The sequence below is a fragment of the Nocardia sputorum genome, from assembly GCF_027924405.1.
GTDB lineage: Bacteria > Actinomycetota > Actinomycetes > Mycobacteriales > Mycobacteriaceae > Nocardia > Nocardia sputorum.
Genome location: NZ_AP026978.1, coordinates 6030192 through 6050269 on the forward strand (window position 1 = coordinate 6030192; position 20078 = coordinate 6050269).

The window sequence follows — 20078 nt, forward strand, 5'->3', positions numbered from 1 at the left end:
TTCGTTCGGTCGGCGACGAGCGGTCGATACGTCGCCCGCGCTACGGATCGAATTCGGCGTTCAGGTCCTGCCTGGTCCGGCGGAACGGGATCGCCAGCGCGAGTCCGATGGCGAGGCAGGACAGGCACACGATGGAGCCGATCACGGCGACCCGGCGCGGCCGTGGGTCCCGGCCGGGCGGAAACACCGGCGCGGCAACCGCTCGCGCGGTGTCGGCGCCCGCGCTCACGGGTTTCTCCGGCAGTTGCGCGGTCAGCGCGGCGAGCGGATCGATCAGGCCGTGCCCGATCCGGTCGTCGCGTCCGGTGCCGGGTCCGTGCGCGGTGCGGATGATGCGGTCCATCACCTGCTGCGCGGTGAGTTCCGGGAAGCGGGCCCGCACCAGCGCGGCCAGCCCGGCGACGTAGGGCGCCGCGAAGCTGGTGCCCTCCACGGACCTGATCCCGTCGGTGGTCTGGACGCCGTCGACCAGTCCGGTGGCGCCGGGTTTGCTGTCCAGCGACACGATGTTGCGGCCGATCGCCGCCACGGCCACCCACGGGCCGTGCAGCGACAGCTCCGACACCTGGCCCGTCGAGTCCACCGAGCCCACCGAGAGCACGTAGGGCGTGAACCAGGCGGGGCTGGCGATAGTGGCCACCGAGTTCCACCCGGAGCCCTCGTTCTGTTTCGAGCACGCGCCGTCGGGCTGCAGGTTGCCCGCGGCGGCGACCACCACGACGTTGCGGTCGTAGGCGTACTTCACCGCCGCGCCGAGCGAGGCGTCGGCCGTATCCGAACCTGCTGCGGTACAGGCGACTTCGGAGATATTGATGACGGTGGCGCCGAGGTCGACCGCGCGGACGACGGCCGCCGCCAGCGTGAGCACGCTGCCGTAGCCGTCGCTGCTGATCTTGCCCGGCGGGTCGCCCCGGCCGTTGCGGTCCTTCGGCTCGTAGGCCAGACTCAGCTGCCGGATGGTGAGCAGGTCCGCGTCGGGCGCGACGCCGGCGAAGGCGTCGCCCGGACTCGGCTGGGCCGCGATGATTCCGGCCACCAAGGTGCCGTGACCGTCGCAGTCGACCGTTCCGTCGCTGTCGGAGACGAAATCGCCACCCGGTTGCAGGGAACGCAGCCGCGGGTGTGGATTCACCCCCGTGTCGATGACGGCCACCTTCTGTCCGGCGCCGCGGCTGAACTGCCACGCCGACGGTAGATCCAGCACCCGTTGCGCCATCGGGGGCTCGCTGGGCGCAGCGCCGGTGAGCAGGGGTTCGGCGCAGACGGCGCGCTGTTCGGTCGGTTCCAGCGGCGCGGGGCGCGCACTCAAGCCTTGTGCGGCGCCGAGTGCGCCGGGATCGATCCCCGGCGGGGAAATCGCTTGCGCGCTCGGCCATGGCACCGCGAGTCCGGCGCCCATCATCGTTGCGGCGCAGACCATCCGCAGGACACTTCGGCGGAAGGCGCTGCGAGTCATATGTTCCGGGCCATCGAATAGATGTCCATCACCCACAGCACCAGGGGGATCACCGAAACGATCAGCAGGTACTCGAAGATCTCGATCAGCCGCCTGGTCACCGGGGTGACTTCGATGTGCGGACCGATGACGCCGAAGCCGACCACGCCGGTCGCGAACGCGAGCAGGAGGCCCGCCGCGAACAGGGTGTGATCCGCGTCGCCCAAGGCGAAACCGACGGTCAGCGCGAGGGAAGCCAGGCACCCGCCCGCGATCATCGTCGCGGCCTGGGTGAGGTCGGCGAACGAGCGGCCGCGCAGTGCGAGGATGATCGCGGTCACGACCGCCAGGGCGCTGCCCTGCCACCGCGCGGAACCCAGCGGGTCGGCCACGCCGAACGCGCCGACGACCGCGCCGGCGGTGCACGCCGCGATCAGACCGGACTGGAACTGGTTGGCCGTGCGAGCCCGGACCCCGAGCCCGGCGGCCGAGGGCAGCGCGCTGGCGCCGATGGCGCCGATGCCCTCGATGGTCGGTCGCGGTTCGTGGTCGGCCGGGTCGATCGCGCCGCCCGCGGTGGGAACCGGCGGAATCGGCAGCCGCGCGAGCACGGCCGCCAGCCGCGGCACCGCCGAGATGATCGCGATGCCCGCCACCAGCAGACCGGCCGCCAGCTTCGGCAGGCCCGGATGCCACACCAGGTAGACCGCCGCCGCGAGACCCGCGATGACGGCCAGCGCTGCGGCACAAGAGAACAGCGTCGCGCCCGCACCGGTGATCCGATAACCCACCAGCGCCGCGACCAGCAGCACCGAACTACCGAGCAGCAGATGGGCACTGCCCAGCATCCCCGGCACCAGCAGTGCGGCGCCGCCGAACAGCAGCAGCAGGCCGTCCAGCGACAACCAGGTCGCGGTCACCGTGTCGGTGTACCGGTGCGTCGCGATGCCCGCCGCGGTGAAGGCCGCGATGCCCGTGCCGAGCAGGGCGAACGCGGGCGCGAGCGGATCGCCGTTTCCGCGCGAGACCACCAGTACCGCCAGCGCGACCAGCACGGTCAGCGCCGAGACGACCAGGCCCATCCAGCGGGCGGCCACGCCGGACCAGCTGCGGAATTCCTCTGCGGTCAAACGCGATACCGCGTCGATGACGTCGTCGAACAGCGCGGGCGATTCCTTCGCCGCGACCGACCGCAACACCAGCAGCTCGCCGTCGTAGACCTCGGCCTCGGTGAGGGTGCGGCTCGGCGCGATCGCCTCCCGGCCGAGCCGGGCCAGCGTCCAGTGCCGCGCGTCCAGCGGCGCCGACTCCTCCTCGGCGTCGGCCCGCTCCGGGTTGCGCGATTCGATCAGCGCCACCAGATCGCCGATGAAGGTGGCGATCGGCACGGTGGCCGGCAATCCGACATCGACCTGAGTGTTTCCACCGATGACCGAAACCCGGCTCAATACGGGCTCGGTGGCACGTGTTCCGCTCGCCGACTCGATCAACGGCAACCTTCCCCCGCCCTCATCCGGAACAACGATTCACGCATCGATAATATTTGCTGGAACACGTCCTGAGTGAACGACTTCACCACTCGTCAAGCACTCTCACACATAGACGACTCTTGCGTTGCGACCTCCCGGCAGCTGAACCTAATGTAACGGACGCACCGGGCCCCGCGCGATCGGTAGTCTGGTATCCAGATGAACGTCTCTACTACGAGAAAAGAAGATTTCGGGGTTCGACAGCAATGACCGGCAACCGTCAAGCGCAACGGGCATTCGATGCCGGAATCCTGTCACTCGGATTGTCCATCGAGGGGCAAGAATCCGCGCGTGATCTCGACTACGCGAAACTGGCTTTTCAACGCGCCACGGAGTGGGACCCCACGATGTGCGACGCCTGGCTCGGCCGCGCCGCCGCCGGCGAGCTGACCAAGGACGTTCTGTTCAATCTGTACAAGACCAGTACGAGCACGCTCTATCGCGAGCAACGCAGGCTCGGTCTGCGTCCGCGGGAACTCGCGGGCCGGTTCCTGCCGGGCTTGTACATCGACTACCCGTTGGCCAACCACACCGAGATCACGCTGGCCTGGGCGGCGCAGCTGATCGCCGACAAGGAGTACGACGAGGCCGAGCGGGTGCTCGACGAGCTCGACACGTTCCGCGTCGGTCAGCTGAGCAATCCCGAGGCCGAGATCGACAACCGCGTCTGCGCGTATGTCCGTGGCGTACTGCACTACAACACCCAGCGCTGGCCCGATGTGATGGCGGTGCTCGCGGGGTCGGCGGACTGGGAGGATCCGTACCTGGCGGCGGGCGCGCACGTGATGGTGGGCACCGCGTGTGCCCAGCTCGGCTTGTTCGGCGAGGCGATCCGGCGGATGCAGCAGGCCGAGGCGGGCCCGATCCCGGCGGCCCGGTCCACCGCGATGTTCTGCCGCGGTCTGTGCCTGCGGGAATCGGGCAACGAGGAGGAAGCCCAGGCGCTGTTCGAGAAGGTGTATTCGCAGGCGCCGGATTTCGAGGCGAACGCGGCCGCGATGCGCGACCGCACCTACCGGATCACCGTCACCAGCCGCGAGGTGATCGATGCGCGGACCGACAAGTGGGATCCGGCGTCCTCGCCGTCGATGGAGCAGATGGAGCAGGCCGAGAGCCAGGACCGGGCGAAGAAGATCCTGGTCGAGGCCCGTGCCGAGCTGGACGCGCAGATCGGCCTGGCGTCGGTGAAAACCCAGGTGGCCAAGCTCCAGTCGTCGGCGCAGCTGGCGAAGATCCGGGCCGAGAAGGGGTTGGCGAGCCAACCGCGCGGCCAGCACCTGGCCTTCACCGGGCCGCCCGGCACCGGCAAGACGACCATCGCCCGGGTGGTCGCGAAGATCTATTGCGGCGTGGGCCTGTTGAAGACCGACAAGGTGGTCGAGGCCAAGCGCGTGGACTTCGTCAGCCAGAACCTCGGCGGCACCGCGATCAAGACCGAGAAGCTGATCGACACCGCCATGGACGGCGTGCTGTTCATCGACGAGGCGTACACGCTGATCCAGACCGGCCTGCAAGGCGGCGACGCGTTCGGCCGCGAGGCGGTGGACACGCTGCTGGCGCGCATGGAGAACGACCGCGATCGGCTCGTCGTGATCATCGCGGGCTACGACGGCGAGATCGACCGGCTGCTCGCCGCCAACGACGGTCTGGCGTCGCGCTTCTCGAAGCGGTTGCAGTTCCCCTCCTACACCCCAGGGGAACTGGGACAGATCGGCCAGGTCATCGCCCGCAAGCGCGACTCGGACCTGTCCGAAGGCGCGCTCGAGCAGCTGGTCCGTGCCTGTGAGCGCCTGTACGCGATGCAGAGCACAGATCAGAGCGGTCAGCCGCGCCGCGGTGTCGACCTCGCGGGCAACGGGCGGTTCGTCCGCAACGTGATCGAGGCGGCCGAGGAGGAGCGCGAATTCCGCTTGGCCAACGACGAATCGCTGGACCTGACCGATATCGATGAGGCGGTGCTGCGGCGCATCGAGGCCGCCGATATGGAGCTGGCGTTGTCCGGGCTGCTCAGCACGCTGAACGTCGGCCGGACGGACTGACGCCCCCGCAGGTCAGGGGTGGGACAGTGAGTCGTGGGCGACCAGCGCTTCGCGCGCCGACAGCGTGGGCCCGGGAACCATCTGGCCGATGATCGCCCAGGGTGCGAGGCGCGGGGCGGTGCCGAGCCCGAGCACGGTCGCGGCGGCCGCGTCCGGAATGCCGTAGCGGACACCGGTGTCGGCGATGTAGAACAGGCTGTCGCGGCGCGGGCTGCCCGGCTCCATGCCGGTGACCTGCACGAACTCACCTGACCCCGGTGCGATGTAGGCCGCGTCGATCCGGTCGCCGACGCCGTCGGAGGTGGACAGCTCGACGGGTTTCGCGGATTCCGCGATCGGGAGGCGGGTGCCGACCAGCAAACTGATCGCCGCGCGTTCCCCGGGCCCGTCGCCCGCGTTGTCCGTGCCCTGCCCGGGAGCGGTACCCGGGGACTTCGACCAGGTCACGCACGCGACGGGCGCGTCCTCGGCAGGCAGGATCCTGGGGGTTCGCACCGGAAAGTCGTCTAGCGGCAGCTGCCGGACCACCGGGACCCGGTCCAGCACATCGGGCGGCATGGTCGCGATCTCCCGCATCCCGTGCGAATCGGCGTACCTGATCACCTGGGCGGTGAACGGTGACACCGGTTGCAAACCGTCCGCGAGCACCACGTACAGCGCGGAACCGCCGTCGGGCCCCACGCCGGACACCGAGATGACGCCGCCGATCGGGAGGTCCGACAGCGGGCCAGGACCTCGTTCGCCCGCCTTGGGAATCTGCGGCGGGGCGAGCGCGGGGACCTGCGTCGTCGCGCCGAGCAATCCGGTGCCGACCGGCCGGGGCCGCTGCGATTTCAGGTCCAAGGCCCTGGCCATCACCGAGTTCGCCGGGTCGACCTCGGCGCGCTTGCCGTCGTAGACCAGATAGGTCTTGTCGCCGCGGCGGACCAGCAGCGCTTCGTCCTGATGCGAGGTCCTGATCCGGTCGGTGAGCGTTGGCCGGCCCGCGATCACCGTCGTCGTCCCGCCCGAGGAGGACGCGGCGCTGCCGCCCTCCGACAGCGCGATCGACTCGCACAGCGACCATTCCGAGCTGTTGCCCTGTCCGGACCCGGGCAGCGCGGCGGGCGCGCCCGGGATGCCGAGCAGCGGGCCGCGCGGCAGGTCGTTCAGCTTGTCGTCCTTCACCGCGTGTGGCTCCGCGTCGGTGCCGGTGATCAACCGGGCCGACGCCAGATTCAGCACCGGGTGCAGGGTCTTGTTGCCGTCCGGGCCCGATACCACCACATACAGCGCGCCGCTCTGTTTTCCGGAGACGATCAGGGCATCGCCGATCGCACCCTGCGGGCGCAGGAAGGCCAGGATCGCGGCGCCCGCCACCACGAGCACGCCGAGCACCGCGCCGACGAGCAGCGAGCGGATCTGGGAGCGCATCGGATCGTGCAGCATGCGAACGTCGCGGCGAACCAGCGCGTGATCGAGCCTGCGCAACAGGAATCGGTATCCGTTGACCTGGGCGCGGGTGGTCAGCTGTGCCGGCACATGGTCTCCATCGAGCTATCGATCACCATTTCCTCCGACACGGTACCGTAATTCCCCGACGGCCCTGAACCGTTGGAATCCGAAGCCGAACAACGGCGGCCGCACGCAGGTGAGGCAGGGACAAACAACTGTGAACGAGACGATGAACGACGGGACAACCGCCGGCGAAATTTCGAATACGCCGACGCCGGGAAATAGACGCCGTTCGGACTATGACACGCTGCGCGATCCGGAATTCTGGTTGTTCCGTATTTTTCCCTTGCGGGTGACGGTGCCCGTCGTATTATCGGCCGCGGCCGCCGCGTGGATTGTTCTCGCGATCAGCGATTCGATCCGGTGGGCGATCGCCGCGGGCGCGATATTCGCGCTGGCCGGTCTGGTACCGATCGGCGGCCATACGCCCGCCTGGCGCATCGGCAGCGCGATCGCCCGCAGGCGCCCCGGCCTGCGCCCGGCCGAGCGCCTGGCGCAGGCGCCCGCGCTGGACGTGCCGCTCACCGAAGGCGGCGGTTACGGCGTGCGCTGGGACGGCGATCTGCTGCTCACCATGCTCCGGATCGATCCGCCGCCGGACACGCTGACGCTGCTGGATCGCGGATCGCTCAGCACCGACCAACTGCTTCCGCTTCCGGAAATCGCCCGCTGCCTCGATCAATTCGATCTGACCCTGGCCGGTATCGACGTGGTCAGCACCGGCGCGCGCACCGCGGGCACCGGCGTCGCCGCCCAGCTCTACGACCGCATCCTCGGCCCGCTGCCCGCCATCGCGCACCGCACCTGCTGGCTGGTGCTGCGGATGGATCCGCTGGCCAACGCCGAGGCGGTGGACAACCGCGGCGGTGGAGGCGACGGTGCGCTGCGCACCGCGATCATCGCCACCCGCCGGGTCGCCAACCGGCTCGCCGCGCACGACATCGCCGCTTCCGTGCTGACCGCCACCGAGATGAACACCGCGGTGCGCCAGCTCACCCACGGCTTCGACGTCGACCAACTCGCCGAGTCTCCGAAATGGCTGGAGTACCAAGGCCGTTTCCTCACCCAGTACCAGATCGCGGCCGACATGATCGGCCCGCGCGGCCTGGCCGACGTCTGGGCGGTGCCCAGTTTGTCCACCACGGTGACGTTGCGTTTGCGGCCGGGAGCAGGCCGCCGCGATCGGCACACCGATTTCGCCGACACCGTGGTGCTCAACGCCGTCGTCCGGTTCGACACCGTCGCACCGCCCGGGGAACCGCCGCTGCCCGGCTTGCGTGAACTGGTCGGCAGCCAGCTGCGAATCCTGCTGGACACCTTGCCCATCGGCTACGCGGGCCGCTGGGGCAGCGACATCGCCTATCGCGGCACCCTGGCGGCGCTCACCGGATTCGCGGTGCCCACGGCGGGCTGCGGCCAGCTCATCGGCGCCGACGAGCGCGGGCAGGGCATCGCGGTGCCGTTGATGGGCGAGGGCACCAGGCACCTCGAGGTGATCGGCAACCTGGACCTCGCCCAGCAGGTGATCCTGCGGGCCACCGCGCTCGGCGCCCATGCCATCGTGCACACCGCACGACCCGAGGAATGGCACACCATGGTGGCGAATCTGAATGCACCACATGTGCTTTCGATAGCGCCGCGCGCCGCGGGCGCCAGCTACCACCCACCCGCTCCCCCGCCGCCGCCCGCAGCGCCGTACCCGAGCACGACGGTGCTGGTGTTCGACGGGATCCCGCCGATCGCGCACGCGGGCGGCGCGACGATCGTGCACGTGCGACGGCCGGACGATCCCGGCGGCTCGGTCGACGCGGACGTCACGCTGATCCAGGATCCGGACGCGCCCAACCGCATCACGGTGCGCACGGCCGCACGGAGCGCGACCGTGCTCATGGTCACCACCCCGGACGAGATGCACTACATCGGAGAGTCGCTCGCGGCGCGCTGACCGCCGGACACCAGAAGACGGCCGGCTGGAACCCTCACGTTCCAGCCGGCCGTCGTGCGTCGCGATCCGCGCTCAGAAGGCGGCGAAACCGTCGCCGACCTTGCCGTCGGCCTCGATGGCGCGCCCCAGCGCGTTCTCGACCTTGGCGGCGAGGTTGTCCAGCTTCTGGAGGGTGTCCTCCAGCTCGGTGGTCAGGTTCTTGTGCGCGGTGTCGAAGTTCGAGACCGCCTGCTCACCCTGCAGGTTCTCGCGGAACGCGGCGGCCGCGCCGTTGAGCTCATCGATCTGCGCCTTCATGTTGGAGCCGTACTGGTTGAGGTCACCGACCATCTCGGTGATGGCGGGCGAGTTGTACTTGATCGTCATTGTTGTTTCCTTCTGGTCGTGCGATGGGCGATCCGGCTGGACGGCAGGGCCATCCAGCGGTCACAGGCCTGCCGCGTCGGAGCCGACAATGGTGTTCTTGCCCGAGGTCACAGCCTGCGAGAGCCGGTCGAGCTTGCCGTTGAGCGCGGTGACCTCGTCGTGCCATTCGGTGGCCGCGGTGTTGAACTCGCGGTGGGCGTCACCCTGCCAGCCGCGCGCGACGGCCTGCACCGACTCGTCGATCTGGTTGATCGAGGTGCGCAGCGTCGAGATCGAGTCCTCCATGCGGCTGACGACGCTGTCGATGCCGCCCTCTTCGACACCGTAGGTGTTCCCCGAGCCGTCGCCGAGAGTTGTGTAAGCCATTTCGTTGTGCCTTTCGTCAGAACTTGTGATGGTGGGGAGATCCGGACGATCTCACCGAGCGATGTGGCAACCGAGCTTTCTTGCGACTCGACAGCTACTGAGGCAGCCACCTCCCCCCGGGCAGCCCTTCCAGCAAGGTGGCGACCGCCTGAGTCACGCGGTGGTCGGTGCCCGTCGTGACCGTCGACCAGATCTGCTGATCCGGCGAGACCATGGGGGCGACGACGATGCGCCCGCGACCGGTGTCGTACACCGCCACCGCGCCGGGCGCCCGGTTGGTCAGCCCGTCCTGATGGGTGTAGGCCACGACCTCGGCGTAAGCGCGGCAGGAGCCGAAAGCCAGCCCGAGCACCGCGGCGTCGCGTTCGCCGACGCCGAGGGCGTACATCGCGTCGGCGTAGTCGGTGGAGCGCTCGGCCGTGTCCAGTCGGTCGGCCAATTCCGCGGCGAGCGCGCTGAATCCGGCGACCTCGGCGGGATCGCACGGGCCGAGTGCGGCCAGCAGCGGACGAGCCAGCGACACGTCCGAGCCGTCGGCCCAGATGGGGTGAACCTCGAAACTGTCACCCGAGCGCACGGCGAGCGCGTGCTGTTCGCCCCGGCGCGCCAGGCAGAAGCGGCGAGCGCCGTCCCCGGTGTAGATGCGGGCGACGAGCTCGCGGTCCGGCTGCGCCAGGACGAACAGCGCACCGGCCAGTTCCGCCGCGACCTCGCCCTCGGCATCCAGCAAGCCGTCGCCGATCAGTGCGGTTGTCGCGCGCTCCCGCGCGGCGCGGTATTCCTCGATCGAATCCTGCTGCGGGCCGACGGCGAGCGCCAGCGGCAGCGTCTGCACGCCGAGCCGCTCGGCGACGACGAGCAACGCGTCGTTCGTCAACGACGTCACGCCGCACCTCCCGTCTCGGGGCCGGCCTCTTGCGCCACGGCGCGCGCCGCGGGTTCGGCGCCGCCGAGGACCGCGGGCGCCGCTTGGATGCCGCCCTCGAACTCGATCTGATCGCTCGCCTCCGTGGGGAGGCCGCCGCGCGGGAACCGAGCCCCGTCCTGAGCCTGCCCGGCCTGTCCCAGCGCGCCGGGGACGAGCGGAGCGGGCTGCCCGCCGGTGCTCACCGTGGCCTGCGGGGCACGCGGCACGACTTCGGCCGTCGCGGCCGATTGCGCGTACACGGGCGCCTGGTACGCGGTGGGCACCCGCGGCATCGCCGGGACGGGTACCGTCCCGATCGGCAGCGCACCGATCGGCGCCGCCCCGCGCGGCAGCGCGGCCGACGGCGTGGCCTCGGCCGACGCCGCGGTCCGTTCGGCGGTCAGCGCCTGTTCCGGGGCCACCACGGGCGGCTCCTGGTGCTGCCATGGCAAGGCCAGCGGTTCGGTGGCCTTCTCGTAGTTCTGCATGACCCGCGACGCCACCGCTTTGGCCATGTCGGCCTCGGCGTCCGTGTCCGCCGCGATCGCCCGGATCGGCGCACCGACCATGCCGCCCATCGACTCCAGCATCCGCTGTACCTGCTGGAGGGATTCGAGGTCCCCGGTGTTCGGCATCGCCAGCCGGGCGATCTCATAGGCGGCGACCTGTGCCTGGAACCGGGTGGCATTGGCCGCCGCCGCCGCGGCCGCGTCGATCAGCCAGTCCCGCAGGGTCGAGACGCGTTGGATCACTTCGTCGCTGCGCCCCGACTGCCAGGCCCCGCGCAGGTCCGCGAGGACTTTCTCGTACTCGGCCACAGCGGCGCCGAACGACGCGGCGAGGCGCGACCATGCGGTGACGGCCTCGGCCATCGGCACGGCGCCCGGCCCCGTGGTGAGGTCGCGCGCGAGCCGCTCGGGCGGGCGCGCGGTCCACACCACGCCGGTGAAACCTGGCTGCGGTGGTTCGATCATTGCTGGGGAGGACCTTTCGGTTGCTCGACGACGCCCGCGACGGTCAGGCGGACCGGCCACCCGTGGTGTCGAAATCCGCCGTGTTGGCCGATTCCATGCCGTCGAACTGGTTCGACTGCCGCCGCAACGTGGCCGCCAGCTTGCGCATCTCGTGCACGCCGGCCTGCGCGCCGGCCAGATACGACGACGCCACGTCGTTCGCGGTCCGCGCGGCCCGGCCGGAAACCTCGTCGGTACCGGCCGGAACGACGGTCAGCGCTTCCTCGGCGGCACGCAGATCCGACGCCAACCGGTCGGCCAGCGCGTCCAGCCCGGATGACGCCTTGCCCGCCGTGACCGAGTCGAATTGCACGCTGTCGTACACCTCACCCCGCCCGTCACTCATCAGACCCTCCTGTGTACTGCTCGGCACTCGCGTCAGAGCGTGAGTTCCTTGTCCGGCGGTGGTTCCGATGTCGTGTCGGCCGCGCCGACCACCGGCAGCGAGACCCCTTCGATCCGCCCGACCACTTCGTCACCGTGCCGGCCGGTGACCATCTGGCCGCGCAGCGCGTCGGTGCCCGATTCGCCTTCGCGGGCCAGGCCGGCGCCGGCCGTGCCCGCACCGCCCATCGGCAGGTATCCGGTGCCGGTTCCGGTGCCCGCCGCGGTGGTGGACACCGCGGACGACGTTCCCGGCCCGGTACCGGCCGCGGTCGCACCGCCGATACTGCCCAGCGAGCCGCCTGCGACCCGGGTGCCCGGCCAAGGGTTCAGCGGGGCGGCGGCCGCGGCGATCCCGCCGGGGACACCGCCGCCGACGCCACCCACACCGCCCGGGCCCCTGCCTGCCTTGGCTTCCTCGGCGTCCTCGCCTTCCCCCGGCTCGTCTTCGTGAACACCGGGTGCGGCGATGGGTTTCGGCGCCGACAGCGACGGGTTCGCCGCGGCGAGCTGCCCCAGCGACTGGGCAACCTGACCGGCCGTGCTGATCAGCGGCGTGATCATGCTCATCAGCTGGGTCAGCTGCTCGGCCGACTTCACGCCGGTCGGCGCGTTCGTGATCGGCACCTTCTGCCCGGCCTGCGTCATGCTCGCGCTGTGCCCGACCATCTCGGCCTTCGTCTTCGCCGTGATCGCCAGCGCCTCGGTCATCGCCTCGATCGCGGAGGCGACCAGGAAACCCTGTCCGCCCGGCGAGGCCGCCAGCAGCGGCGCGAAGGCCATGGTGGTGGAGAACTTCGCCAGCACCGCCGACATCAGGCCCGCACCGGTGAACACGCTGCCCGCCGCGTTCACGAGCACCGACTTCTCCTGCGTGCTCTGCGCCGCCAGCTCGCTCGCGTCGGTCTGCGCCTCGCCTGCCTTCTTCGCCGCCTCCATCGCCGCCATGCCCTGCCAGACCGTCATCAGGGTCTGCACCAGCGACGAGCCGACCTGCATCACGGTCTGCATCACGGTGGACACGTTCTGCAGCAGTTGCGTCGGGTCCACCGGCGGCGCGGCGGGCGCGGCCGCGTTCGCACCGGCGGGCGCCTGCGGGGGCGGCGGCGCGCCGAGCTGACCGGTGCCGAACGCGGAGGCGAGATCGGTCAGCGGGCGCATGAGCGCGCCGAGATCGATCGTCGGCAGCGGCGGCAGCTCCGGCAGCTGCACGAAGGCGGGCAGCTCCGGCAGATTCGGTAAACCCATGCTGCGCAGGACATCGTTCACCGGCAGGTCCAGCATGGGCGCAAGAGCGCTGCCGCGCAGCAATTCCAGAACTGTCGGATCCAGCGGATCGGCGCCAGGCGGCGGAATGGCTCCCGGCGCGGTCATGACTGCGTGCGGATCGCTCCGATGGCCGCGCCCGACGCGGTGTCCGTGCCCTCATAGGTGGCGGCGGCCTGATGCGCCGTCAACGCGGTACCCGCGTGCACCGCGGCGAGCTGCGCCACCGATGACAGGTGATTGGCCTGCGCGAAAGCGTACGAGACGAGGAACTCCTGGCCGATCAGGCCGAACACCGGGACCACCGCGGCCACCGTCGCGGCCTGATCGGCCGCCGCGATCGCCCCGACACCGGCAGCCATGGCCGCCGATTCGCTTCCATATACACGCAGCGCATCCGGGACTACTTCAATGTGGCTCATGATCATCGTCCAATCCCGAAACATCCCCCGATGTTTCGTATTCAACCTTACCTAGCGAGGACCACGTATCGCGATCCCGACGTGGTTAACATCCGATGACTACCCGGTGGCCTCCTCATTGAATGCGGTGATAAGTTCCCCGCGTTCCGCGAAAGCCTTGTGCGCGGCCGCTCTTGCGGTGCCCACAACAGTATTCTCGAACTCCTCCGGCGAAAGCCGGGATACCGCAGCGGAAAAGCGGAGACCGACCAGCGCGGCGTTTCCGTCCACTTCCGCTGTCACCGCACCGTCGGGCGATGTCTCGGTAACCCGGATCGCATTCATGGCTTCGTTGAGATCGGTGAGCCGGTAGAGCTGATTCTGTACGCGAGCAATCAGCTCGTCCATTGTTTCGACCATGCCGACCTCCTGAATCCCCTGCCGCTCAGACCGATCGCAGCCAGCTCTGCGGTTCGGTGTCGTACTCCTGCTCGTCGATGATCTCCTGTGCCGCCACCTGCTGTTCGGTGGGCAGTCCGGTCAGCGACAGCATCTCCGAGGTCCATCCCAGTTGCCGCAATTGCGCTCGACGCGCCAGGCCCGCACGGTTCGCCGCCTGTTTGCACAAGCGCAGGACCTCGCTCGCCAGCGCCTCCGGGTCACGGCGCAACTGATCGGCGTCGACCTTGACGCCCAAGGGCAGGCCCATTTCGGTGGTGCGCACCGAAATCGACCCCGTGAGCGAAGTGGCCGCGAATTCGGTGGGAAATTCACCTGCCTGTCCCGGCTGCGCTGCGGTCATCGGTATCGGCCCCTTATCCTCGTTCGTCTTTGATGGCGCGGACGACTTCGGCGATGCGCGCGTTGATCACCGAGACCATCCGTCGCCCGTCGGCCGCGGTCGCGACCGGAGGGTGTCCGTCATCGATCACGTAGCGCCCATCGTCCACGAGATCCCGCCATTTCAAACGGTGCCGGGTCATGCCACGCGGGCCGAAGATCGAGTGTGCTTGCAGCACATCGATGAATCCGAAACGTTCGGTCGCGGCGGACCGGAAATCGGCCGAGCGATCGTGCACGGATCCCTGAAACGAATCCCGCACCGCGGAGGCGCCGTATTCGTAATCCAGTTCCGCGTCCTCGTCTTCGTCGGCGAGCACGATATCGGCACGCTTACCGGATTCCACCTCCGGCAGCGCCCGCACGACTACATCGGCCAGTTCCACCGCCGCGCACTCGGTGACAGTGAATCCGCCACTATGACCGACGGTCTCCCCGGGCAATTGGGTCACCAGATATCCGCGATCCGCGCGACGCGCCGCCATCAGCCGCACATTGTTCGCTACGTTCGTGTAATCCCGGCCATCGAATGCGAGCACCCGCAGACGGATGTCCGGGCGATGGAGATCCTCGAGCATCTCTTTCCGTGCCGGAGTCGACGAGGCGAGCAGCGCCGCCCGGGTTTGCGACTTCTCCACCAGATAGTCGTTCCACAACGGCGTGCGGCTGGTGAAGGAGAACGGCCTCGGCACGCCGACCTCACCGAAATCCTCCCAGAGCACGAGGAATTCGAGATCGGTGAATTTCCACGTGTGCGTCGCCACCCCGGCCGTCATTTCTCGACCACCGGTTTCGCCACGACCGGAGCCTCACCGATCGCCTCTTCCAGATGCTCGGTGGAGTCGAGGTAGTCCGCGCGCTTGTGCTCCTTCTGCTGTCCGCCGGCGGCGGCGCCGGGACCACCCATCGGCATCCCGCCCATCGGGGCGCCCGCCATTCCGGTTCCTTGCGCGAGCCCCGCCCGCACACCGGCCGCCGTGGCCGCGATGTCCGTCGTCGCGCGGGGGAACAGCTTGGACGCTCGCTCGAGGTTCTGCCCGGCCGGTGGGGTGGCCTTGCCGATCCCCGGCCCCGGCCCACCGCTGCCCGTCGCTCCCTTCGCGGCCGAGCTCATCTTCTTGGCCGCGTCCTGGAAGTCCGGCAAACCAGCCGGCAGACCCGGCAATCCGGCGAGGGCGCTCTGCTGCGCGATCTGTTGCGCCGCTTGCTGCGCGGCCTGCTGCGCGGCACCGGCCAGCTGCTGGCCGACCTGTTGCGCCTGCTGCGCGGCTTGTTGCATCGCCTGCTGGGCGGCCTGTTGCGCCTGCTGCTGTTGTTGTGCGGCGGCGCTCTGCCGGGCCTGTTGCTCGGAGGTGCGCCGCGCTTCCTCCAGCGCCTTCTGCTGCTGCGACAGCGCCTGCCGCTCCTGATCGGACTGCTCTTGCGCGGCACGCAGCGCCGCCAGTTGCTGTTGCGACGCCCCCGGAGCGGCCGTACCGGGTGCCGCCGTACCGGGCGAGGCCGTGCCGGGTGGGCCGGGCGGTCCCGGCGGAGCGGGCGGCTGCGCGGGCTTCACCGTCGGGGCGGGCAGGATCGGGATCGCGGCGTTCGTGTACCCCATGCCCTCGACGTACCAGTTCTGGAATCCGCGCCGGTGCCAGAGATCCAGGCAGCTGTCCTCCTGGATCTCGCGGTCGACGTAGCCGCCCTTGTCCCGGGTCTCACCGGGCATGAACTTCTTGGTCTCCGACAACCAGCCCGCGGTGTAGGTGAGGTTCTGGCTCAGCGCGCGCATGCTGGTGGTAAGCGCGTTGGCCTGCGATCGGTACGTCGCCGCGGCCGCGATCGCCGCGTTGATGCCGCCCTCGCCTTGTGGCGACTGCCAGGATCCCTCCAGCGGGAAGCGCGCCAGCCGATTGTTCAGGTCTCCGAAGGTCCCGTCGAGTTCCACGGCCATCCAGTCCCAGACCAGAGCGTCGCTGACGACCGCAACGGGATCGAGTCCGGTCTCGAATGATTCGAAGAATGGATGATCCTTTTCATACGGGTTCTCGACATCGATCGGAGTGGTGTCCCGGCCCTCCTGCGCCCGCGAGAGTGCGTCCATTTCCGAGAACTGCCCGCTCGAATTGATGTGCTCATCAGAGGGTTTCTGCAGCTTGTCGCCGAAGTATTCGTGGTCTCGCAGGAAATCCGGGATGTGGTGACTTCCGCCCACCGGAGGCGTGGCGGGATTTCCGCCCTGTCCGGCGTCCGCGCGCCGAGGCGTATTGTCCCGGATTCTCCTGAACTCCGCGCCCGAGTCGGTATCGGTTTCGTTGTACCGCTTTCCGGCCGCCAGGAAGGTCTCGCCCATGGCGTTCAAGATCTCCAGGAACCGCCGGAGGATGTCATCCAGGTCTCCGGCCGCTTTCGCGAATTTCGCCTGCAACAGATAACTCGATTGCGCAGCCCCGAAACCCCGGGGATTGAGCACATCCGCCACATGGCGCTTGACCAGTTCCACCGCGTTCGCCGCCGCGGCGGCGAACGCGGCCGCTTCCCCGGCCGCACTGTCGCTGAGTTGCAACGTGCCGCTGTGCGCCTGCTGGTTCAGGCCGGTCCACGGGTTGTCGGTCTCGGGCTTCGGCGGTGCCATATGTCACGCTCCCGACCAGGTGCTCGACGATCCATAGCCGGCGCGGGCAGACCCCCACCGGTGGGAATAGCGGCCGGAACGCGGTGCGGCGAAGGGCGATACGATGCCGACGTCCGATCCCGGAGCCCAAGACTCCGACCCGCACAACTGAAGACACATCCCCCGACGTGGGCGTCGAGTATGCACGCGCCACGGCGCGGTGACCCGTCCGCCCCCGCGCACGGGATCATGCTGCTGCGCCCGGCAACTCATACGCTGACGACCCTCCTCATCGCTGGCGTGCCGCGACCGGCGGTGCGCCACACGTCAATATGGCAGCCGGTTCTTACGGCACACCAAATATTGTCTTACGACGCACCAACGATTCTATGGTCAGTCGGGTCGCTTCCGCATGTACAGACCCGAATCCTGGCGGCCTCTCCGCGCCTGACCAGTCGGTTCGCGCCGCGGAAGAACCTGACCGCGCTGACCCGACGTGCGCCGTGCGCGGCCGTGGATGTCACCGATTGCGGCTCAGGGCTTTTCGCGCTGTGGCCAGGACGCGCCCACCGGGCCGTGCCGATCCCGGAACCGCCGCTCGAACTCGCCGATGTACACCGACGGCGCCACCGAAGACGAAGAGCGTTCCAGCACACCGTCGTCGGCGATGTAGTAGATCGCCCGGCCGATCGCGATCTCGCCCGGCTCGACCGGGACGTACACCATCCAGCCCACGTCGAGCCGATCGGCGCGCAAGTCCTCCAGCGGATAGCTCACGGTGGCGGCGCCGCTGTCCCGGATGAACCGCTCGACCAGGGCGATCGCCTCCTCCCGCGGCATCGGCCCCGGCGCCGTCGTGGTCACACCGGCCATGGTGAGCTGGAAGAAGGCGCCGTCGACATCGAACAGGTCGTCGTCGCCGAAGACGTCCGCGAGCGCGTCACGGGTGACGACACCCGCCTCCGCCGCGGACACGAGCGCGTCGACCGCCGCACGCCGCTGCGCGTCCACGTCGTCGCCGAGCAGGCCGCTCACGATGTCCACCACGACCGCCGCTGTCCACACACCCGGCACCGCTTCGGCGAACCGATCCGGCCCCGGGGACTCACCGCGGTACCAGCGGCCGTTCTCCCACCAGTAGCAGAACGACAGCAGACCGCTGGCGCAGCGATGGTTCAACACCTGCCCCGCCACCCACTCCGGCGCACCCGCGTAGAGATCGGGCAACCTGGCGCCGTCGTTGTAGGCCGCGGCCAGCTCCGGCGCGTTCCATACGCCGCCCGAGAGCACCGCCCGCCCACCGGGCAGCGCGTACAGCGAACAGCCGCTGCGCTTGGCGCCCTCGAACCAGCTCACGGACGGCAGCAGCCGTGGACCCCACTGGGATCCGGCCGCGACGAACGCCGCGGCGAGCACCGCCCACCGGGCGGCCATGAGCGGGAACGGGGGCAACTCGTCCTCGCACGGCACGGCGCGCACGCCCGCCTCCCGATCCGCCCGCGCCCGCGCCGCCGCGACCTGCGGCGGCCGCAACTGGCGGTCGCCGTGACCGACGTAGGCGCCGAGCCAGACCGGCAGCGACTCGCGCGGAAAGGCCGCCAGGTCCGCGAGGTAGACCTCGGGCGGGAACAGCTGATCGTCCGGGAACGGTTCGTCGCCGTAGTCGTAATCGACCTCCATCCGGCCCGCGCTGGTCACCGTGAAGAGCAAGCGCCAATAGGGTCCGTCACCGAACCCGGCCGCCAGCTGCCGATGCTCCCGGACCAGCGCCACGATCCCGGGATCGGGAGTCACCCGCACGGTGCGTTCCCGCTCGTCGGAGTAGACGGCCACCGCCACCTCCGCGGCCACGGTCAGCGTGAATACCGCGTCCACCCGCTGCCAGCCCGGCGGGCCGCCCGCGCCCAGCTCGCGGGCGACCTGACGCATGAGCGCCTTGGCTCGTTCGGCGACATCCTCCACCGGCGCCGCGTCGGACAAGGTGAAGCCGACATCGGGCTCCTCCGCACCGGATGCGGTGGCCTCGGCCTGCTCCGCCTCATCGGCGGACAGCTTCGGGTGCGTCTCGGTCGCGTCCCCCGCCCCGGCGGGCTCGTCGCCGGTTGCCTGGCCGCCTGGTCTGGTCACGTCGCGGAAATCCCCTCATCCACCACATCGCGGCAGGCGTGCCCGCCGCGATGCCTGCTTCGTTCGTCGTTCATCCTGGCACGGCGCCGGTTCGCGCGCGGCCCGCGTCAGGGCTCCTGCCGCAGGCCGAGCAGCGGCAGCTCCAATCGGCGATTCTCCGAGCGTTCGTCCCACGCGGTGTAGGCCAGGGCGGTGGGAGCGTGGATGCCGAACCCGTCGCGCAACCCGGTGACGACCATGTCGGCCAGTCGGCGATAGTCGACCGTGGGACTCGGCCAAGGCAGCTCGGTCCACCAGTTGACATGGCCGGCATCGCGTTCCCGCCACCCCGACTCGGCGATCAGCGCGCGTCCCGCCGCGCCGGCGCGCGCCTCCAGGGCGAGCCATTCGTCGTCGACCAATTCGGCGGCGAGGGCGTCATCGAGCTGGAGGAATTGCGCGTATCGCCGCCGCGGTCCCGTGCCGGACTCGACCAGCTTGACGATGGAACCGGCGCGCAGCGCGGCGAGTTCCGCGGCCAGGCCGGCGGCGAGATCTCCCCATCCCGTCAACTCCGCTCCTGTCGCTCCAGCTCGACGGCCTGATCGTGCAGTCGCAACCAGGAGTTGGCCGTCAGGGACAACTGCACCGAGCGGCCCAGATCCTCCAGCACCAAGGTGGTCTCCGGACCCGCCCAGCGGACCTCCGCGGTGACGCCGGGGACTCGCGTGGTCGGATCGCCGAGTGCGCCGGTCAGCGCCGCGGCCATGGCCGCGAACGCGTCCCGCGACCGTGACCGCCCGTCCGCGTCGTTCGGCGCGAAATCCGTGACGCGCAGCTTGATATCGACGATCAGGCCCGCACGTCCATGAATCTTCCCGCTGGCCATCCCGAATCCGGCATCCAGCATCGCCCGGTCCGGATGGGCGGTCAGCACCTTCCAGCCGAAATCTTCCGCCAGCCGCGGTACCGCGTCCATCGGCTGGGAGCCGTCGAGCGAGCGCAGGCCTGCGGCCAGGTCGACGATCTCGCTGTCGGTCAACGCGCGCCACTCGGTCATGCGCCCACCTTAGGTCGTGACGTCGGGATCACCGAGCCGGCCGGCGACGGTTGATTTCCTCGATCTTGCGCGCCAGCGCCTCCTTGCGCGCACGGGCGTTGGAGCCGTCGAGCTGGCCTGCGAAAGTCGCGCGAGCCGCGTCGACCAACGCGTCCGGCACGTCGGGGTACGCACGGGCGATCGCCCACAGGGCGTCCTCGGTCTTCATGTCGAGTCCGGTCTCCGTGCGGATGCCGCCGCCGGTCAGCACGGAGCGCAGCATCTCGTCGAAGTTCTCCCGCAATTCGTCATCGGTCGGATGGTCGATCCGCATCCGTCCTCCTCACGTCGA

General features: G+C 69.7%; 20 protein-coding genes. 2 read left to right on the top strand and 18 right to left on the bottom strand.

Annotated elements, in window-relative coordinates:
* Positions 1-40: 40 nt before the first annotated feature.
* Together mycP and eccD are read right to left on the bottom strand one after the other, a co-directional pair.
* Positions 41-1420 carry a type VII secretion-associated serine protease mycosin gene (mycP, locus tag QMG86_RS27155; protein WP_281875515.1) on the bottom strand — a complete coding sequence of 460 codons (1380 nt, stop codon included), beginning with the start codon at positions 1418-1420 and terminating at the stop codon, positions 41-43.
* A 32-nt stretch (positions 1421-1452) separates the two neighbouring features.
* A complete protein-coding gene (eccD, locus tag QMG86_RS27160) occupies positions 1453-2883 on the bottom strand; it encodes a type VII secretion integral membrane protein EccD (protein WP_281875517.1) in 1431 nt (476 codons plus the stop codon).
* 287 nt (positions 2884-3170) lie between these two features.
* Here eccD and eccA point away from each other — a divergent pair, with 287 nt between their 5' ends.
* The gene (gene eccA / locus QMG86_RS27165) at positions 3171-5003 is read left to right on the top strand and encodes a type VII secretion AAA-ATPase EccA (protein WP_281875519.1); all 1833 of its coding nucleotides are present in this window, start codon (positions 3171-3173) and stop codon (positions 5001-5003) included.
* A gap of 12 nt (positions 5004-5015) precedes the next feature.
* Here the strand turns inward: eccA and eccB are convergent, their stop codons facing one another.
* Positions 5016-6524: a type VII secretion protein EccB gene (gene eccB, locus QMG86_RS27170; protein WP_281875520.1), complete on the bottom strand. Its 1509-nt coding sequence runs from the start codon at positions 6522-6524 to the stop codon at positions 5016-5018.
* A gap of 130 nt (positions 6525-6654) precedes the next feature.
* On the opposite strand from eccB, the gene eccE reads away from it, so the two are divergent.
* Positions 6655-8442, top strand: a complete 1788-nt coding sequence (eccE, locus tag QMG86_RS27175; protein WP_281875521.1) for a type VII secretion protein EccE — start codon at positions 6655-6657, stop codon at positions 8440-8442.
* A 72-nt stretch (positions 8443-8514) separates the two neighbouring features.
* Here eccE and QMG86_RS27180 read toward each other — a convergent pair whose 3' ends face one another.
* From QMG86_RS27180 to QMG86_RS27250, 15 genes are all read right to left on the bottom strand, one after another.
* The gene (locus QMG86_RS27180) at positions 8515-8808 is read right to left on the bottom strand and encodes a WXG100 family type VII secretion target (protein WP_281875522.1); all 294 of its coding nucleotides are present in this window, start codon (positions 8806-8808) and stop codon (positions 8515-8517) included.
* A gap of 60 nt (positions 8809-8868) precedes the next feature.
* Positions 8869-9174, bottom strand: a complete 306-nt coding sequence (locus tag QMG86_RS27185; protein WP_281875523.1) for a WXG100 family type VII secretion target — start codon at positions 9172-9174, stop codon at positions 8869-8871.
* A gap of 94 nt (positions 9175-9268) precedes the next feature.
* Positions 9269-10060 (bottom strand): ESX secretion-associated protein EspG, encoded by a 792-nt coding sequence (locus QMG86_RS27190; RefSeq protein WP_281875525.1) that lies wholly within the window; start codon positions 10058-10060, stop codon positions 9269-9271.
* Positions 10057-11055, bottom strand: a complete 999-nt coding sequence (locus tag QMG86_RS27195; protein ID WP_281875526.1) for a PPE domain-containing protein — start codon at positions 11053-11055, stop codon at positions 10057-10059. Before QMG86_RS27195 ends, QMG86_RS27190 begins: the two co-directional genes overlap by 4 nt.
* Before the next feature lie 43 nt (positions 11056-11098).
* Positions 11099-11440 carry a PE family protein gene (locus QMG86_RS27200; protein WP_281875527.1) on the bottom strand — a complete coding sequence of 114 codons (342 nt, stop codon included), beginning with the start codon at positions 11438-11440 and terminating at the stop codon, positions 11099-11101.
* A gap of 32 nt (positions 11441-11472) precedes the next feature.
* Positions 11473-12852 carry a hypothetical protein gene (locus QMG86_RS27205; RefSeq protein WP_281875528.1) on the bottom strand — a complete coding sequence of 460 codons (1380 nt, stop codon included), beginning with the start codon at positions 12850-12852 and terminating at the stop codon, positions 11473-11475.
* Positions 12849-13166 carry a type VII secretion target gene (locus QMG86_RS27210; RefSeq protein WP_281875529.1) on the bottom strand — a complete coding sequence of 106 codons (318 nt, stop codon included), beginning with the start codon at positions 13164-13166 and terminating at the stop codon, positions 12849-12851. Before QMG86_RS27210 ends, QMG86_RS27205 begins: the two co-directional genes overlap by 4 nt.
* Before the next feature lie 99 nt (positions 13167-13265).
* Positions 13266-13565, bottom strand: coding sequence for a YbaB/EbfC family nucleoid-associated protein (locus QMG86_RS27215; protein ID WP_281875531.1), 300 nt, complete (start codon positions 13563-13565; stop codon positions 13266-13268).
* Between the two features lie 25 nt (positions 13566-13590).
* Positions 13591-13947, bottom strand: a complete 357-nt coding sequence (locus QMG86_RS27220; RefSeq protein WP_281875534.1) for a hypothetical protein — start codon at positions 13945-13947, stop codon at positions 13591-13593.
* Between the two features lie 13 nt (positions 13948-13960).
* Complete coding sequence (locus tag QMG86_RS27225; RefSeq protein WP_281875537.1) at positions 13961-14749, bottom strand: ESX secretion-associated protein EspG; 789 nt, start codon at positions 14747-14749, stop codon at positions 13961-13963.
* Between the two features lie 8 nt (positions 14750-14757).
* Positions 14758-16602 (bottom strand): hypothetical protein, encoded by a 1845-nt coding sequence (locus tag QMG86_RS27230; RefSeq protein ID WP_281875538.1) that lies wholly within the window; start codon positions 16600-16602, stop codon positions 14758-14760.
* 513 nt (positions 16603-17115) lie between these two features.
* Positions 17116-18708 carry a hypothetical protein gene (locus QMG86_RS27235; protein WP_281875540.1) on the bottom strand — a complete coding sequence of 531 codons (1593 nt, stop codon included), beginning with the start codon at positions 18706-18708 and terminating at the stop codon, positions 17116-17118.
* Positions 18709-18815: 107 nt separating this feature from the next.
* Complete coding sequence (locus QMG86_RS27240; protein WP_281875541.1) at positions 18816-19259, bottom strand: TY-Chap domain-containing protein; 444 nt, start codon at positions 19257-19259, stop codon at positions 18816-18818.
* Positions 19256-19747, bottom strand: coding sequence for a DUF6301 family protein (locus QMG86_RS27245; protein ID WP_281875542.1), 492 nt, complete (start codon positions 19745-19747; stop codon positions 19256-19258). The genes QMG86_RS27240 and QMG86_RS27245 overlap by 4 nt, the downstream gene beginning before the upstream one ends.
* Before the next feature lie 28 nt (positions 19748-19775).
* Positions 19776-20060, bottom strand: a complete 285-nt coding sequence (locus QMG86_RS27250) for a hypothetical protein (protein WP_281875544.1) — start codon at positions 20058-20060, stop codon at positions 19776-19778.
* Positions 20061-20078 lie beyond the last annotated feature (18 nt).

Excerpts from the sequence above, each read along its gene's own strand:
- QMG86_RS27195 (WP_281875526.1), bottom strand. The coding sequence starts at position 11,055 with ATGATCGAACCACCGCAGCCAGGTTTCACCGGCGTGGTGTGGACCGCG.
- QMG86_RS27245 (WP_281875542.1), bottom strand. The coding sequence starts at position 19,747 with ATGACCGAGTGGCGCGCGTTGACCGACAGCGAGATCGTCGACCTGGCC.
- QMG86_RS27185 (WP_281875523.1), bottom strand. The coding sequence starts at position 9,174 with ATGGCTTACACAACTCTCGGCGACGGCTCGGGGAACACCTACGGTGTC.
- QMG86_RS27205 (WP_281875528.1), bottom strand. The coding sequence starts at position 12,852 with ATGACCGCGCCGGGAGCCATTCCGCCGCCTGGCGCCGATCCGCTGGAT.
- QMG86_RS27230 (WP_281875538.1), bottom strand. The coding sequence starts at position 16,602 with ATGGCACCGCCGAAGCCCGAGACCGACAACCCGTGGACCGGCCTGAAC.
- QMG86_RS27180 (WP_281875522.1), bottom strand. The coding sequence starts at position 8,808 with ATGACGATCAAGTACAACTCGCCCGCCATCACCGAGATGGTCGGTGAC.
- QMG86_RS27200 (WP_281875527.1), bottom strand. The coding sequence starts at position 11,440 with ATGAGTGACGGGCGGGGTGAGGTGTACGACAGCGTGCAATTCGACTCG.
- mycP (WP_281875515.1), bottom strand. The coding sequence starts at position 1,420 with ATGGTCTGCGCCGCAACGATGATGGGCGCCGGACTCGCGGTGCCATGG.
- QMG86_RS27250 (WP_281875544.1), bottom strand. The coding sequence starts at position 20,060 with ATGCGGATCGACCATCCGACCGATGACGAATTGCGGGAGAACTTCGAC.
- QMG86_RS27220 (WP_281875534.1), bottom strand. The coding sequence starts at position 13,947 with ATGACCGCAGCGCAGCCGGGACAGGCAGGTGAATTTCCCACCGAATTC.
- eccA (WP_281875519.1), top strand. The coding sequence starts at position 3,171 with ATGACCGGCAACCGTCAAGCGCAACGGGCATTCGATGCCGGAATCCTG.
- QMG86_RS27215 (WP_281875531.1), bottom strand. The coding sequence starts at position 13,565 with ATGGTCGAAACAATGGACGAGCTGATTGCTCGCGTACAGAATCAGCTC.
- QMG86_RS27210 (WP_281875529.1), bottom strand. The coding sequence starts at position 13,166 with ATGAGCCACATTGAAGTAGTCCCGGATGCGCTGCGTGTATATGGAAGC.